The sequence below is a fragment of the Sulfuricurvum sp. genome, assembly GCF_030691015.1.
Lineage (GTDB): Bacteria > Campylobacterota > Campylobacteria > Campylobacterales > Sulfurimonadaceae > Sulfuricurvum.
Map to the genome: position 1 here is coordinate 637,472 of NZ_JAUYFF010000001.1, position 14,925 is coordinate 652,396.

14 protein-coding genes are annotated in these 14,925 nt (G+C 44.1%); 5 read left to right on the plus strand and 9 right to left on the minus strand.

Translation table 11 applies throughout. The features are described 5' to 3' along the window. Positions 1-149: 149 nt before the first annotated feature. Entirely contained in the window at positions 150-1,478 is a 1,329-nt protein-coding gene (gene dnaA / locus Q8O20_RS03440) for a chromosomal replication initiator protein DnaA (RefSeq protein ID WP_304741342.1), read from the minus strand. 107 nt (positions 1,479-1,585) lie between these two features. On the opposite strand from dnaA, the gene ruvC reads away from it, so the two are divergent. Then, positions 1,586-2,107: a crossover junction endodeoxyribonuclease RuvC gene (gene ruvC, locus Q8O20_RS03445; protein WP_304741344.1), complete on the plus strand. Its 522-nt coding sequence runs from the start codon at positions 1,586-1,588 to the stop codon at positions 2,105-2,107. Between the two features lie 524 nt (positions 2,108-2,631). Beyond that, positions 2,632-4,356: a lysophospholipid acyltransferase family protein gene (locus Q8O20_RS03450; RefSeq protein ID WP_305529989.1), complete on the plus strand. Its 1,725-nt coding sequence runs from the start codon at positions 2,632-2,634 to the stop codon at positions 4,354-4,356. Here Q8O20_RS03450 and Q8O20_RS03455 read toward each other — a convergent pair whose 3' ends face one another. Continuing rightward, the gene (locus Q8O20_RS03455) at positions 4,357-5,277 is read right to left on the minus strand and encodes an RluA family pseudouridine synthase (protein WP_305529990.1); all 921 of its coding nucleotides are present in this window, start codon (positions 5,275-5,277) and stop codon (positions 4,357-4,359) included. Positions 5,278-5,281: 4 nt separating this feature from the next. Further along, positions 5,282-6,196: an RluA family pseudouridine synthase gene (locus Q8O20_RS03460; protein WP_305529991.1), complete on the minus strand. Its 915-nt coding sequence runs from the start codon at positions 6,194-6,196 to the stop codon at positions 5,282-5,284. 91 nt (positions 6,197-6,287) lie between these two features. Between Q8O20_RS03460 and purB the strand changes: the two genes are divergently transcribed. The 3 genes from purB to Q8O20_RS03475 all read left to right on the plus strand — a co-directional run bounded on the left by purB (position 6,288) and on the right by Q8O20_RS03475 (position 10,433). After that, complete coding sequence (gene purB, locus Q8O20_RS03465; protein ID WP_304739416.1) at positions 6,288-7,616, plus strand: adenylosuccinate lyase; 1,329 nt, start codon at positions 6,288-6,290, stop codon at positions 7,614-7,616. An 88-nt stretch (positions 7,617-7,704) separates the two neighbouring features. Continuing rightward, on the plus strand, positions 7,705-10,071 hold the full coding sequence (locus Q8O20_RS03470; protein WP_305529992.1) for a ribonucleoside-diphosphate reductase subunit alpha: 2,367 nt from the start codon (positions 7,705-7,707) through the stop codon (positions 10,069-10,071). After that, complete coding sequence (locus Q8O20_RS03475; protein WP_305529993.1) at positions 10,062-10,433, plus strand: hypothetical protein; 372 nt, start codon at positions 10,062-10,064, stop codon at positions 10,431-10,433. Before Q8O20_RS03470 ends, Q8O20_RS03475 begins: the two co-directional genes overlap by 10 nt. On the opposite strand, the gene Q8O20_RS03480 is transcribed toward Q8O20_RS03475, so the two are convergent. From Q8O20_RS03480 to Q8O20_RS03505, 6 genes are all read right to left on the minus strand, one after another. Then, positions 10,423-10,857, minus strand: coding sequence for a low molecular weight protein-tyrosine-phosphatase (locus Q8O20_RS03480; protein WP_305529994.1), 435 nt, complete (start codon positions 10,855-10,857; stop codon positions 10,423-10,425). The two genes, Q8O20_RS03475 and Q8O20_RS03480, sit on opposite strands and share 11 nt — an antisense overlap. 6 nt (positions 10,858-10,863) lie before the next feature. After that, a complete protein-coding gene (locus Q8O20_RS03485; protein ID WP_305529995.1) occupies positions 10,864-11,514 on the minus strand; it encodes a tetratricopeptide repeat protein in 651 nt (216 codons plus the stop codon). A 72-nt stretch (positions 11,515-11,586) separates the two neighbouring features. Beyond that, positions 11,587-12,525: an RsmB/NOP family class I SAM-dependent RNA methyltransferase gene (locus tag Q8O20_RS03490; RefSeq protein ID WP_305529996.1), complete on the minus strand. Its 939-nt coding sequence runs from the start codon at positions 12,523-12,525 to the stop codon at positions 11,587-11,589. Then, the gene (locus Q8O20_RS03495; protein WP_304739430.1) at positions 12,522-13,166 is read right to left on the minus strand and encodes a protein-L-isoaspartate(D-aspartate) O-methyltransferase; all 645 of its coding nucleotides are present in this window, start codon (positions 13,164-13,166) and stop codon (positions 12,522-12,524) included. The genes Q8O20_RS03490 and Q8O20_RS03495 overlap by 4 nt, the downstream gene beginning before the upstream one ends. Then, on the minus strand, positions 13,163-13,897 hold the full coding sequence (locus tag Q8O20_RS03500; protein ID WP_305529997.1) for a carbon-nitrogen hydrolase family protein: 735 nt from the start codon (positions 13,895-13,897) through the stop codon (positions 13,163-13,165). The genes Q8O20_RS03495 and Q8O20_RS03500 overlap by 4 nt, the downstream gene beginning before the upstream one ends. Further along, positions 13,884-14,903 carry a ribonucleotide-diphosphate reductase subunit beta gene (locus Q8O20_RS03505; RefSeq protein ID WP_294894063.1) on the minus strand — a complete coding sequence of 340 codons (1,020 nt, stop codon included), beginning with the start codon at positions 14,901-14,903 and terminating at the stop codon, positions 13,884-13,886. The genes Q8O20_RS03500 and Q8O20_RS03505 overlap by 14 nt, the downstream gene beginning before the upstream one ends. Positions 14,904-14,925: the final 22 nt, after the last annotated feature.

Consider the following 14,925-nt stretch of genomic DNA (forward strand, 5'->3'; position numbering starts at 1 on the left):
TAATAAGGGGGTGTGAATGGGTGAAAACACGCCATTAACTCCCATCTCTCCTGCTTTAGTGATGTGATGAACCGATTCTCTTTCATTCACATCTATTCACTTATGTACGAATTATAGCTTTTTTAAAAGGGCTTTACAAACCAAATAATTTATTCAGGTGTTGCAACTGAGACTTTATTGGAGAGTTCTTCTATTTTTACTCGGAAATCTTCATCGTTTTTCATCAATTCTTGAATTTTTTTCATAGTATGACTAACTGCGGTGTGATCTTTCATTCCGAAGTACTGAGCCAATTGAGGCATTGAATTCGGTGTCAGTGAACGTGAAAGATAAATAGCAATGCGGCGTGCATAAACGATGTTGCTGTTACGGCTTTTTGAGCGGATTTCACTTGGTTTAATATTAAGCTCTTTGGCAACGGTTTCCATAATAAGGTCGGTGGTAATATTGCTCCGTTTTTCTGCCATTTGTTCTTTGAGGACGTTTCGGGCGAATTCAATCGTAATATCAACTCCCATGAGTTGGGAATAGGCATTGAGTTTTGAGAGGATTCCTTCTATTTCTCGTGTATTATTTTCGATAATTGTCGCAACGTAATTGATTACTTCACGGTCGAGTTTTACGCGGTTAATCTCACATTTTTTCTTGATGATTTCAATCTTCGTTTCAAGTTCAGGGGGTTGAATGTCGGCAACAAGCCCCGATTCAAAACGGCTTTTGAGACGTTCTTCAAGCCCTCCTATTTTTTTAGGGGGTTTATCGGAAGTGATAATGATTTGCTTATTTTCATTACGAAGCGCATCAAAGGTGTGAAAGAACTCTTCTTGAATTTGATTTTTATTGCTGAGAAATTGAATATCGTCGATCAAGAGTAAATCACATTTGCGGTATTTGTCTTTGAATCGATCCATAGTGCGGTTGCTGAGATGACGTGTAAAATCATTTAAAAATTGTTCTACAGAGGTATAAATAACCGTTTTTCCCTGCGCCAACATCACATTGCCGACCGATTGCATCAGGTGGGTTTTTCCTAAACCGACCCCCCCGTAAATAAAGAGGGGATTATAAACAACACCCGGCTTTTCACTCACATTTTTGGCGGCGATGAACGCAAAATTATTGGAATCTCCTACAACAAAGTTTTGAAAAGTATAAGAGGGATTTAGTAAAGACCCGCCGGAGCGCTCTAAATTAGCAGGTACAGATGCATTCTGGGTGGATGTTGGGATAGTTGAAGATTGGATCAAAATTGATACGGCAGGTTTAATATTGGTTTTAATTTCGAACAGATGAGCTATTTTATCGGCAAATTTAGTTCGAACCCAATTGGCAATTAGAGCATTGGGAACTCGAAAAACGGCCAAATTGCTTTTTGATTCGGCTTCATCATAAGTGAGTTGTTTAATATAGCGTTGGTAGTCGATCTCATTGATCTCCCCTTTGAGTGCATTTAAAACCTGTTTACCGATCGAATTCATCTTTTCCCTTCATGTGAATAGTGATGTGAATAATACCGATATTTGCCTATAATTAGGATCAAAGAAATGGTGAATAGAAGATATTCACCCATGTGAATAGGAAAAAAATGAATATTTTAGGTATTGATCCGGGAACTCGAAATTGCGGATATGCGATAGTAGCCATTGAGGGTCAAAAAATACGACTTATCGAAGCAGGGCTTATTAAAATAAAAGCCGAAGCGCTTCAATATCAGATTCCACAAGTTGCCGAAGCGATTGAACAACTTTTCGCTGCCCATAAAATCGATGAAGTAGCCATGGAAGATATCTTTTATGCCCACAATCCTAAAACGGTACTAAAGCTCGCTCAATTTCGCGGAGCAATAACGTTAAAGCTTTTACAGGAGTATGGAATGTTTGCCGAATATACGCCGCTTCAGGTTAAAAAAGCGTTGACGGGAAAAGCGAAAGCGGCAAAAGAGCAAGTAGCATTTATGGTAAAACAGATTCTAGGGATTACGAAAGAGATAAAGCCGCTGGATATCACCGATGCTATGGCAGTAGCAATAACGCATGCACAAAGGGTAAAACTCGATTTGAATAAAAAAGCGCAAGAAGCACGAAAGAGCAGTATTAAAATAGGATGAGAAAAAAAGATAAGCGACCAACACACCAGGAGAGTCGCTAAGTCAGAAGTGTATCGAAAGAGTCTTAGACTCCCTTAATAATTTTCGATTGATGAGTGACTTAAGTGTTACTCTTTGTTAACCCCCTAAAAGATTTCTGAATTCAATAAAAATAGTTCATTTTTTTCCTAAGTGTGTAATATTCACACTGTGAGAGGATTGTGAATAACTAAACCCCTTTATTACGGGAAATGATGAAAAAATCTTCTCCACTTCAGAAATTCTTTATCTAAATATACCCTGAATCACTCTTCCTTTATGTAGTATAAAACCCCTATTTTTAGGGCTTTCAACGAATTTAACCTCTTTAATAATCAATTAAGCCATTGTTATAAAAAGTTATTCACATAAAATGAGAATTTTTTTCATTATTAGAAGGTAATCTTTACGTAATCAAAACGTAATCACTCTGAAATTAACATGATTTACCGTTTCATAAAAAGAGGTACATAGAATTTCTATGTTCTTTTACAAAGGGAAATCCAATGGTTAGTGCAGAATATATTTTACGCAAAGAACATCCGAAACTGTTTCGATATCCAACGGTGATTAAAAAAACGATTATTGGATTAACCCGTCTGCTTCTTCATGAAAAATCGATTAACCGCTTTATGGAGATTCATCAGGAAAAGAGTGGATTAGAATTTATCGATGCTGTTTTGGAACATTTAAACGTTTCGTATAAAACCGTTCATAAACAGATCGAAAACATTCCTACGATGGGTAAAGTAATAATCGTTGCCAATCATCCTTTAGGGGCGTTAGATGCCCTTTGTTTGATTCAGATGATATGCTCAGTTCGTCAAGACAAAAAAGTGAAAATTGTTGCCAATCGTATGTTAGGCGAAATTACACAACTCAAAGAGTATATGATCGGTGTGGACAATATAAATGATAGAGTTTCCAGATATTCCCTGCAACAGATTGATAAGGCGTTGCAAGCGGAGGAAGCCGTTATCTTTTTCCCCTCAGGTGAAGTTTCCCGTGCCGGAGTGTTCGGTATTAAAGAAGGTACTTGGAAAGGGGGATTTATTAAATTTGCCAAGCGGAACACCACACCGATTCTCCCTATCTATATAAAAGGGAAAAACAGTCCGTTGTTTTATCTCCTCTCGTGGATTTATAAACCGCTTGGCGGATTGTTATTGAGTCATGAAATATTTGCCGCACGTAATCGAGTATTTGATTTTACCATCGGGGAGATGGTGAGTGAAAAAGCACTTAGCGATTTTAATCTCACGGAAAAAAGACATGCTAAATTATTTCGTAAACATCTTCTCCGAATTGCTCAAGGGAAAAAAGGGATCTATCCGACAGAGTGTTCGATTGCTCATCCGGTTTCTCGTCAGGAGCTTAGAGCTGAACTTCGTAAAGGGGAGTTATTAGGGTTGACGAGCGATAACAAAGAAATTTATCTTATCGAACATGAAAACGCCCCGAACATACTCAATGAGATTGGGCGACTCAGAGAGTACTCTTTTCGAAAAGTAGGGGAAGGGAGCGGTCATGCGCGAGATATCGATGCGTATGACCGTTATTATCACCATTTGGTATTATGGCACGATGAAGCATTAGAGATTGCAGGAGCGTATCGTATTGGCGAATGCGAATGGATTCTTTCTTGGCTGGGAAAAGAGGGGTTGTATATGTCTGATTTGTGCAGTATGAATGAGCAGTTTGATACGGTATTAGAGGATGCAATTGAGTTGGGACGCAGTTTTGTACAGCCGAAATATTGGGGGAGCAGAGCGTTGGATTATTTGTGGCAAGGGATCGGTGCGTATCTCAGCCATAATCCGCATGTTAAATATATGATGGGTCCCGTGAGTATTTCGGGGAGTTTTCCTAAACATGCTCAAGAGGCATTGGTCTATTTTTATACCCTTTATTTCGGTGCAAATCATACGATGGTAAAAGCCAAATCCCCTTTTCGCTTATCCGATTATGTTCAGGAAGAGTTCAAAATACTCTTCAGCGGCGAGAACTACAGTGAGGATTTTAGAGTGCTCAAAGACTATCTCAAAGCGTTAGATGTCTCTGTCCCTACCCTCTATAAACAATACAGCGAACTGTGTGAAGAGGGCGGAGTTCAGTTTATGGATTTTGGGATCGATACCGATTTTAACAACTGTATCGACGGCTATATTCTTGTCGATATCCGTAAAATAAAAGAGGCGAAGCGACAGCGCTATATTAATAACGCAGCTTGATTACCCTCTTGAAATACCCATTGCCTCAAAGCACTCTTGTATAAAATCTTTCTCAGATACAATGCAAATGTGCTCATTTTCATACGTAAATTCAAGTGAAAGGGCATGAAGTAACAACCGAGTTGATCCCCCTATTCTCAATCGATCCTCGGATGACAACTCTTTTTTTATAAACCGTGTGACCTCTTCTTCATCAGGTCCGTAGACAGGGTCACCGACAATAGGATGTTTCACGTGGAACAAATGAACCCGTATTTGATGGGTACGTCCCGTAAGCGGTGAGGCTTCTACGAGTGTCATATCGTACTGTGGAAAATAACGAAGAGGTTTGATAATGGTATGGGCAGGTTTTCCTTTGGGATCAACTTTAACAACCATACTGATTAGAAGATTAGGATGATCCTTTCGATATAGGGGCTCTTGAATATCGATTTGCCCCTTTACCTCCCCTCTTACCATCGCAAGGTATTTCTTGGTAATAGCACGTTCTGAGAATAACCTCTTTAAAACAGATTCGCTGTTTTTATGACGAGAGATTAAAACCAATCCGCTCGTCTCTTGATCGATACGATGGGTTGCGTTAGCATCCTCACCGAATTGATGTTTTATCTCATCATTCAACGTATAGGGAGATTGTCGACTATGGGGGTGAACACTCAAACCGCTCGGTTTGTCATACACCGCAAAGTCGTTAGCGACAAACATCGGTTTGAATCCTCGGGTAACGGGTTCAAAACAAATGAACTCACAAGAGCCCTCAACGAATCCAAATTGATCGTCCATAACGATACCGTTCTGCGTTAATCTCCCTCTGGCGATTAGACGTTGTCCTTCGCTTCGAGTGATTCCTAATTCATCCATTAAAAATGTGAGTGCCATTTGACGTACAGGAGAATGGAGTTTTTTGGTGATGAACGGCATAGGTCTATTTCGCTTTCATCGCATCAAAACATTGAGCTACAAAATCTTCTTTGGAGACAACATGGTAAGGAATCTCATTGTAGGTAAATTCTAGTGAATGGGCATGAAGTAAGAGACGTGATGCACCTGTATTGATAAAGCGTTCATCGTTAGACATCTCTCTATCTAAAAAGCGGACAGCGTCATTTTCGTCTTGCCCATAAATCGGATCACCGACAATCGGATGTTTCACGTGGAACAAATGAACCCGTATCTGATGCTGACGTCCCGTAAACGGAGATGCTTCAACAAGAGTCGCATCGATATCCGGAAAATATTCCAGAGGCTTTATAAAGGTACGAGAGGACTTTCCCTCAGGATGAACGCGCACAATCATACGGATAATAGAACTAGCATCTTCACGACGTAGTAGAGGCTCCTCTATATCGAGAGGCTCTGCCAAATGTCCTCTAACCATTGCTAAATACTTTTTTGTAATTTGGCGCTCTTCAAACATCATCTTTAAAGAACGTTCGGATACTTTATTTCGAGCGGCTAGAACCAAACCGCTTGTCTCTTGATCAATCCGATGGGTAATGTTAGCGTCATGTCCGAAACGGTGTTTGATCTCATCGTTGAGAGAGTACGGAGTGTGTCTGTTTTGAGGATGGACGAGAAGACCGCTCGGTTTATCATAGACGGCAAATTCTTCTTCGACAAACGTAGGCTCTAGTCCTAACGTCAAAGGTTCAAAACAGATGAAATCAAAAGTCCCTTCGATAAACCCCGCATTGTTCGCCATCACTTCTCCCTCTTGTGAAAGACGCCCTTTTGCGATTAAACGTTGCGCTTCGCTTTGGGTTATCCCTAACTCCTGCATTAAAAAGCGAAACGCTTTTTGACGAGTCGGAGAGTGAAGTTGTTTGGTAATGAAGGGCAATTTAATTCCTTTTTAGGGAGGGTTAGATAGACTAAAGATATAGTTTAAGCGCGATATATAAAGCGCATTTTAGCATAGTAAGGAAGCAGATATGGTAGATCGTTACGCCAGAGAAGAGATGAAATCCAAATGGAGTATCCAAGCAAAATATCAAGCATGGCTCGATGTTGAAAAGGCGGTTGTCGTTGCGTGGAATAAATTGGGTCTCATTCCCGATGAAGATGCAGAGAAAATCGTTAAGAACGCAGGATTCTCTGTAGAGCGTATTGATGAGATCGAAGCGATCACTCGTCATGATTTGATCGCGTTCACGACATCGGTTTCTGAAACGCTCGGAGAAGAGAGTCGCTGGTTCCATTACGGTATGACATCCTCTGATACTGTTGATACGGCTGTCGCATTACAAATGCGTGATTCATTGGAATTGATTATCGAAGATGTCAAAATGGTTATGGCCTCGATTAAAACAAGAGCCGAAGAACACAAGATGACTTTAATGGTTGGTCGCTCACATGGTATTCACGGAGAGCCGATTACGTTTGGCTTGGTGTTAGCGGTTTGGTACGATGAGATGGCACGTCATTTGACAAACTTGGAACAAACAATGGAAGTGATTTGTGTCGGTCAAGTTTCAGGTGCAATGGGTAATTTTGCTCACGCGCCGTTAGAACTCGAAGAGTATACGTGTGAAGCGTTAGGACTCAAATCAGCTCCTGCATCAAACCAAGTTATCCAACGTGATCGTTATGCACGTCTCGCTTCGGCGCTCGCTTTGATGGCAAGCTCTATCGAGAAATTTGCGGTACAAGTTCGTCATTGGCAACGCACCGAAGTGTATGAGTGTGAAGAGTTTTTTGCTAAAGGGCAAAAAGGCTCATCGGCTATGCCTCACAAACGTAATCCGATCTTGACCGAAAACATAACAGGGTTAGCCCGTATGGTTCGTGCCTATGTTATTCCTGCTATGGAAAACGTAGCGTTATGGCATGAACGTGATATCTCTCATAGCTCGACCGAGCGTTTCTGGTTGCCGGACAGTTTTGTAACGTCTGATTTCATGCTTCACCGTTTTAACAGCGTTATCGCTAACCTCGTCGTTTATCCTGAGAACATGATGCGCAATCTCAACCTAACCGGCGGTTTGGTTTTCTCTCAACGTGTTTTACTCGAACTTCCTCTTAAAGGGGTAAGCCGTGAAGATGCATACCGAATTGTTCAGCGTAACGCGATGAAAGTATGGGAAGGGTTGCAGCAGGGTAAAAGTGCAACGAATGAAAAAGGGGAATCCCTCTATCTTCAATATTTGTTAGCGGATGAAGAGTTACGTAACTCTTTGAGTGAAGAGGCAATTCGTGAATGTTTCAACTTTGATTACTATACTAAAAATGTGGATAAAATTTTTGCACGGGTGTTTAAATAATTATCATAAAAATAGTTTTTTTTGACATAAGAAACAATACAATATTCAGTGATTATAATACAGCTTTTAGAGAGTGTGAGGGAGAAAAATGTTAACTATTGTTAAACGTAACGGACGTCGTGAGCCGTTAGATATTACGAAGATTCAAAAATATACGTCTGCTGCCGTAAAGGGACTGATTAATGTTTCGCAAAGCGAGTTGGAAGTGGATGCCCAAATCCAGTTTCGTGATGGGATTAACAGCAATGAGATTCAGCATACCCTTATTAAAACAGCAGTCGATAAGATCGATATCGACTCTCCTAACTGGACCTTTGTAGCGTCTCGTCTCTTCTTGTACGATTTATACCATCGTGTAAACGGTTTTACAGGATACGGAAGCTTAGAGAGCTACTTTGAACGTGGTGAAGCCGAAGGGCGCATTCTTCTCGGTTTAAGAGATAAATATAATTTAGCAGATTTAGATGCTTACATCGTCCCTGAGCGTGATTTAGAGTTTAACTACCTTGGCGTTAAAACACTTTATGACCGCTATTTGATCAAAGATCGTCAAGGTGACCCGATTGAACTCCCTCAGCATATGTTTATGGCCGTCGCGATGTTCTTGGCACAAAACGAGTCTGATCGTCAGGGTTGGGCGAAAAAGTTCTACGATATGATGTCTAAGTTCGAAGTGATGATGGCGACCCCTACCCTCTCTAACGCCCGTACAAACCGTCATCAGCTTAGCTCGTGCTATATCGGTTCTGCCCCTGATAATATCGAAGGGATTTTTGACGCCTATAAAGAGATGGCCCTCCTCTCTAAATTCGGCGGAGGAATCGGTTGGGATTGGACGCAGGTTCGTGCAATGGGTTCTTTTATTGACGGACATAAAAATGCCGCGGGGGGAACCGTACCGTTTTTGAAAATTACCAACGACATCGCTATCGCTGTTGATCAACTCGGAACCCGTAAAGGGGCTATCGCCGTCTATCTCGAGCCGTGGCACATGGATATTAAAGATTTCCTTGATGTGAAGAAAAACTCAGGGGAAGAGCGACGACGTGCTCACGATTTATTCCCGGCACTGTGGATCAATGACATGTTTATGAAGCGTGTCGTCGAAGACGGAATCTGGACAATGTTCGATCCGTTTGATGTGAAAGAACTCAGTGAGCTTTACGGTGCGGAGTTTGAAAAACGGTACCTTGAACTCGAACAAGATCCTGATATCGTAAAAGAGCACACCAAAGCAAAAGATTTATGGAAAAAAATCTTGACGTCGTACTTTGAAACGGGGAGCCCGTTCTTGTGCTTTAAAGACAGTGCCAACCGTGCCAATCCGAATGACCATTTCGGTATTATCCGCAGCTCAAACCTGTGTACCGAGATTTTTCAAAATACCCAGCCGAACCATTATCTCATCAAAATCAAATACGAAGACGGATCGTTTGTAACGTATGAAGAAGATGAGATCGTTAAAGTCGACAGCGGAATCGAAAAACCGGCGAACAAAGTTACCGCCCTCGATTCCCTCGGCGGACGCCCGATCTATATCGTCGAAAAAGAGAAAGTAGACGGTGCGACGGCGGTATGTAACCTAGCCTCCGTCAACCTCTCTCGTGTTCACACCAAAGAGGATATCGATCGTATCGTCCCTGTTGCGATACGCGCACTCGATAACGTTATCGATCTGAACTTCTATCCGTTGGAAAAAGTCAAACGAACCAACCTTCGCAGCCGTGCAATCGGTTTGGGTGTGATGGGTGAAGCGCAAATGCTCGCCGAGAATAAAATCGTGTGGGGAAGCCAAGAGCATTTCGATAAAGTCGATGAAGTGATGGAAGCGGTAAGTTATAACGCGATTCTCGCATCAAGCAATCTCGCTGTCGAAAAAGGGTCTTACGCTGAGTATCAGGGTTCTAAATGGAGTCGTGGAATCCTCCCGATGGATCACGCAACCGCAGAGGTACAGAACCTCGTTGATCGCGGCGGATTGTTCGCACCTAATTATGAGTGGGATGAGCTTCGTGAAACGATTAAAAAGCAGGGGATGCGTAACGGCTATCTGATGGCAATCGCCCCGACGAGTTCGATTTCGATTCTCACAGGTACGACACAAACGATTGAGCCGATCTACAAACGCAAATGGTTTGAGGAAAATCTCTCAGGATTGATCCCAGTCGTTGCTCCGAAACTCAGCCCTGAAACGTGGGGGTACTATACTCCGGCTTATGATTTGGATCAAACGATCCTCGTCAAAGCGGCGGCAATACGACAAAAATGGATCGATCAGGGGCAAAGTCTCAATATCTTTATCACCCTCGATCGTGCCAGCGGGAAATATCTCAACGATATCTACATGCTCGCATGGAAACTGGGTCTCAAATCGACCTACTATCTCCGCTCTCAATCCCCGGAGCAAAAACAAGATACGGCGGATCGCTCGATGGAGTGTGAAGGGTGCCAGTAAAGCCCCTGAGCGTCTCTACGCTCAAAAACCTATTGGAGCGTATCGATGCAGCTCGTCACGGTGAAATCCGCTCTCTAACTCCCCTCTCCCCTACTTCGATCGAAATACGTTTCAGTGTTCAGGATATCGCGCGCGGTTATGATTGGATCGATGTGCTGTTTCGACTCGAGGGGGTGAGTGATGCCAAACTCGTGAGTGATAATGTTCTACGTGGTTTGGATATGAGCGAGGGGATAACGGTGGAGATGGATACGAACGGCTGTGCGTTAGCGATCGGGAGCTACAGTGGTCGTGCTAATGAGGCACCGTTTTATATCCTCGGCACCTCGATCGGTTACGAAGAACTCCCCTTTAGCGCTTAAGCAACTCTTTGACACACGACTCTATCATCGTATAGACGTGCTCAAATCCCTCAAAACCATCGAAAAAGTAGGGATCAGGTACATCTGCACCCTCATGTCCGTAATCGCCTAATTTTACCAAATTCTGACACCCTAACGCTTTGAGATCGCGATAATTACTTTCATCCAATGCGACGATAATATCAAAGGTGCTGAAATCGGCTTTTTTAACCTGACGGGCGCGAAGGTGGGAGATATCGACAGCGTGATTTTTAGCTACCGTTACGGAGTGTTTACACGGTGTTTCGCCCACATGCCAGCTTCCCGTCCCCGCCGAATCGACGGCGATCGTGTGACCCCCCTCCTCTATCAGTCTACGTGCTACCCCCTCGGCGATCGGTGAGCGGCAGATATTGCCCAAGCAAACAAAGAGGATGGATCTCATAAAAGGTTAGCTTCGTCGTTTTAGAAGAGGTTTGTTTGTACGGCTGTTTTCGCTTGCGAGTGTTTTCCAAAGTTTCGGGAGATTGGACGAGAGCTCTTGGCCACGGTAGAGTTCTGCTTCACTGAGTTCGTAGTACATCGCATCGCGACTGACACGCGCCCAATCGCTCCCTTGTGCCGCTACGTAATTCCATAGGGCATAGGCGAGGGTATTGTTCGTTTTGACCCCTACTCCGTTTTTGTAGAGCCATCCGAGGATGAGCTGAGCGTCCGAATTTCCATTTTTAGCCGCTATTTTAAATAAACGGGACGCCTCTTTATGATTTTGGGGGGTGCCGATCCCCTCTATCATCAAAACACCCAGTGCGACTTGAGAATCGGGATGATTTTTTTGCGCACCGATTTTAAACATGCGGAGTGCTTCTTTGTAATTGGCGGGGGTTCCAAAGCCTCGGAGATTCATGATCCCCAAATAATAGAGAGATTGAACGCTCCCTTGCTGTGAGGCAGGGATAAGGGCTTTGCGTGCTTCAATGTAGTTTTCGTGGTAAAAAGCGGCTTCACCTTCTTTGGCTAATTGTTCGATGGATGAAGCGTGTAGGGATGAGAGACTTACGAGGATTGATAAAAATGCTAAACCCATTTTACAATTTGACATAGTAAGCTCCCTCATCAAGGATAGTGTTATTTTACCATAATAGCTTAAGTTAAAAATAGAGAAATGAAATTACTATTTATTCTTTTCTAATAGACAGAGGAAAAATCCGTCAATGGTATCGGTCGGCAAAATACGTACACCGTTTTGGATACGTTCATCAAAAACCTCTTTTCCCCAGCGCTCCAGAGGCTTTTGGACATTATCAAATGGCAATGTGAGGGGAATGGTCTTTAAATGCTCTCCATGGCGTTCTAAGAGATGCTGGAGAGGTATTTCATTCTCTTCGGGAGAAAACGAACAGGTACAATAGAGGAGTTTTCCCCCCGGTTTGAGGGCATCGAATGCGGAGAGGAGCAAACGGCGTTGGAGACGGGAGGTCTCTTTGACTTTGTGAATGGACCAAAACGACATTGATTTGGGTTCATGCGTTTTAAATCGTGCTTCAGAAGAGCACGGGGCATCGAGCAAGATACGATCGAACATCTCAGGGCATTTTTTTCCGATACTGCGACCGTCCGCCATATAGGTGTGGGCGTTGGTCACCCCTTGAGCGTCGAGATTGGCTTTGAGACGGAAGAAACGCTCTCGTGAGGGTTCCACGGCAGAGAGCCATCCGCTGTTTTGCATCATCCCTGCAAGCATCAGCGTTTTCCCTCCGGGGGCGGCAGCAAGGTCGAGCACCGTCTCATCAGGCTGCGGTGCAAGGAGCATAGGTGCGACCATAGATGCGAGGTTTTGGATGTAGAGACGTCCGCCGTAAAACGGGTCACTCTGGGTAAGGGGGAGTTTATCTTCGGGGGAAATACAATAGACCCCCTCCATCCATTCTACTCTCTCAAACGTTATGTCGGCAGATTTGAGTTCGGCTTCGAGCTCTGCGGGGGTTGATTTGAGGGTGTTGACACGAAACGTGACCTGTTTAGGGGCGTCAAAAGTTTTGAGGATCGATTCGAGCTGTTCACGTGGAACAATTTTCTCTAAGCGCTCAACAAACAGCTCCGGAAGGCTCATCGAACAACTCCATCAAGGACGGGGACGAAGTCGCACACTTCAAGGGCGTCTTCGTGGATCACCCCTCCCTGCTTCGTATAGCGGGTAATGATCTGCTCTCGACCTTTTTCTACGGGAGCCAGCAAGATTCCCCCCTCGCGAAGCTGATCGAAGAGTTTTTTTGGAATGGCGCGTGCCGATGCGGAGAATAAAATCCGATCAAACGGAGCATACTGTTCCCAGCCGTTTTGACCATCGTCCGTGCGGGTATGAATATTTCCCAGATGGAGGTGGCGAAAGCGCTCTTTTGCCTCCAAAAGAAGCGATTCGATACGCTCTATCGTAAAGACCCGACGGAAAACTTTGGACAATACTGCCGCTTGATAACCGCTGCCGCATCCGATCTCGAGGACGCTGTCACACCCCTCAGGGCTTAGATACTGGGTCATTTTAGCAACCGTAAGCGGTGAGGAGATGTACTGCTGCGCCCCGATAGGGAGGGCGTCGAGGCGGTACGCGTTGTGGCGCATGGCAAGGGGGACAAACGCTTCGCGATTGGTATGGATAATCGCGTTTTTAACGAGTGGACGGAGGGGAAATTTCTTGGCAATTTCATCCGCCATACGGGTGGTTTTAATAATGGTGATTTTATCGATGCTCATTCTATTCCTACGTTGAGGTATCGGCGCATGGAGAGGATCGTGCGCTCTTCATAGTGTGAGGATATACTCTCTTCGCCGTTGTTGCGGATCTCTCCGCCAAAAGGGGTGATAATACCGCTCATAGCCGAAGTATCGGCGTTGGCAGCATCGGAAGCTACGACATAGCATTGGTTCATTAGCGCAAGCGCAGTGGTGAGGGTGACGAAGTGGTCGCTTCGGAGTTTGCCCCATTGTGCCGGAACGGCAATGATGTCACACCCCTCCAACTGTTGCCAAAGCGCTTTAAATCGCAGTTCAAAGCAGATTAAAATCCCGATTTTGACCCCCTTGAAGAGAAAAGGGGCGATCTGTTTCTCTTCACCCGCACTAAAATACTCATGTTCGTTTCCGAGGGTAAAAAGTTTCGCTTTGGGTTGGCGGTAGAGGATTGTATTCTCGTGCAGTGCGTAGGCGATGTTGTAAAAGTCATTATTTTCTTTGGTGATGGCCGTGAAGATCAAGAGACGATTAGCGACACGGCGGGCGAGTGTTTCAAGCGCCGTAGCGGTAAATGCCGCCGCTTCTTCAAAGCGCTCATACGCAAAACCGCTCAAACACACTTCGGGGGCGACGATGATAGCATCTTCGGGAGATTGATCGATGAGTGCAATGAGACGAGCAAGATTTGTCGTAAAATCAGAATCGGTCTCAAAACACAAAGAGACGAGGGAGCGGGTTTTAGAAGTCGTCAAAACTGAGGCTTCCTTTGGAATAGTTGGTGACGGTACCCTCAAAAAAGTTGGTTTTTTGGTCATTGAATTTAGAGAAATCATCGACCCATTTGATCGGGTTAGCGACATTGTAGAGTGGTTTCATTCCCACAGCTGTGAGACGGTTGTCGGCGAGATGTTGGATGTATTGTTCCACAATGTCATTCGTAAGTCCCAAAATTTGCCCTTGGGTGATGTATTGACCCCATGCCACTTCGAGTTCTACCGCTTTGCGGAACATATCGTACACCTCTTCGAGGAGTTCTTCGGTAAAGAGGTCTGCTCTTTCGCGGCGAAGAGTATTGATGATATTTTGGAATAACACGAGGTGAGTCACTTCGTCACGCTGAATAAAGCGGATCATCTGAGCGCTCCCTAACATTTTTCCTGAACGGGCGAGGGTGTAGATGTAGGTAAATCCGCTGTAAAAGTAGATCCCCTCTAAAATTTGGTTGGCAAAACACGCTTTGACAAAGGCACTCTCGCTAGGGTCGTTGGCGAGATCGTTATAACGAGCGGCAATTGAGTCATTTTTGGTTTTAAGCATCATGTCGCGACGCCAAAGATCGTAAATCTCTTCGGAGTTTTGGCTGATCGAGTCAACCATAACGGCATAGCTTTGAGAATGGAGCGCCTCTTCGAAACTTTGACGTACTAAAATGAGGTTGACCTCGGGAGCGGTAACGTAGGGATTGACGTTGTCCATCAGGTTATTGGTTTGGAGAGAGTCCATAAAAATAAGCTGGGAAAGGGCTTTGTCATACGCCGTCTTTTCCATCTCGGTGAGGTATTTGTAGTCGACCGCATCGCGGGTCATATCTACCTCTTTAGGGAACCATGTGTTGTTGAGCATCATCTCCCAGAGGTTATAGGCCCATTGGTACTTGATGTTATTCAACTCGAAAATACCGGTAGGATTTCCGCCGAAAATCTGGCGGTCGTTTACATGTTCAGTGGAAGTAGGATTGTAAATTTGTTTGCGCTTCATTTCGGCTATCCCTAGTGTGCAG

What these genes read in the sequence shown, in the direction of transcription:
- dnaA (WP_304741342.1), bottom strand. Translation starts at nt 1,478, where the DNA reads ATGAATTCGATCGGTAAACAGGTTTTAAATGCACTCAAAGGGGAGATC.
- ruvC (WP_304741344.1), top strand. Translation starts at nt 1,586, where the DNA reads ATGAATATTTTAGGTATTGATCCGGGAACTCGAAATTGCGGATATGCG.
- Q8O20_RS03450 (WP_305529989.1), top strand. Translation starts at nt 2,632, where the DNA reads ATGGTTAGTGCAGAATATATTTTACGCAAAGAACATCCGAAACTGTTT.
- Q8O20_RS03455 (WP_305529990.1), bottom strand. Translation starts at nt 5,277, where the DNA reads ATGCCGTTCATCACCAAAAAACTCCATTCTCCTGTACGTCAAATGGCA.
- purB (WP_304739416.1), top strand. Translation starts at nt 6,288, where the DNA reads ATGGTAGATCGTTACGCCAGAGAAGAGATGAAATCCAAATGGAGTATC.
- Q8O20_RS03470 (WP_305529992.1), top strand. Translation starts at nt 7,705, where the DNA reads ATGTTAACTATTGTTAAACGTAACGGACGTCGTGAGCCGTTAGATATT.
- Q8O20_RS03480 (WP_305529994.1), bottom strand. Translation starts at nt 10,857, where the DNA reads ATGAGATCCATCCTCTTTGTTTGCTTGGGCAATATCTGCCGCTCACCG.
- Q8O20_RS03485 (WP_305529995.1), bottom strand. Translation starts at nt 11,514, where the DNA reads ATGTCAAATTGTAAAATGGGTTTAGCATTTTTATCAATCCTCGTAAGT.
- Q8O20_RS03490 (WP_305529996.1), bottom strand. Translation starts at nt 12,525, where the DNA reads ATGAGCCTTCCGGAGCTGTTTGTTGAGCGCTTAGAGAAAATTGTTCCA.
- Q8O20_RS03495 (WP_304739430.1), bottom strand. Translation starts at nt 13,166, where the DNA reads ATGAGCATCGATAAAATCACCATTATTAAAACCACCCGTATGGCGGAT.
- Q8O20_RS03505 (WP_294894063.1), bottom strand. Translation starts at nt 14,903, where the DNA reads ATGAAGCGCAAACAAATTTACAATCCTACTTCCACTGAACATGTAAAC.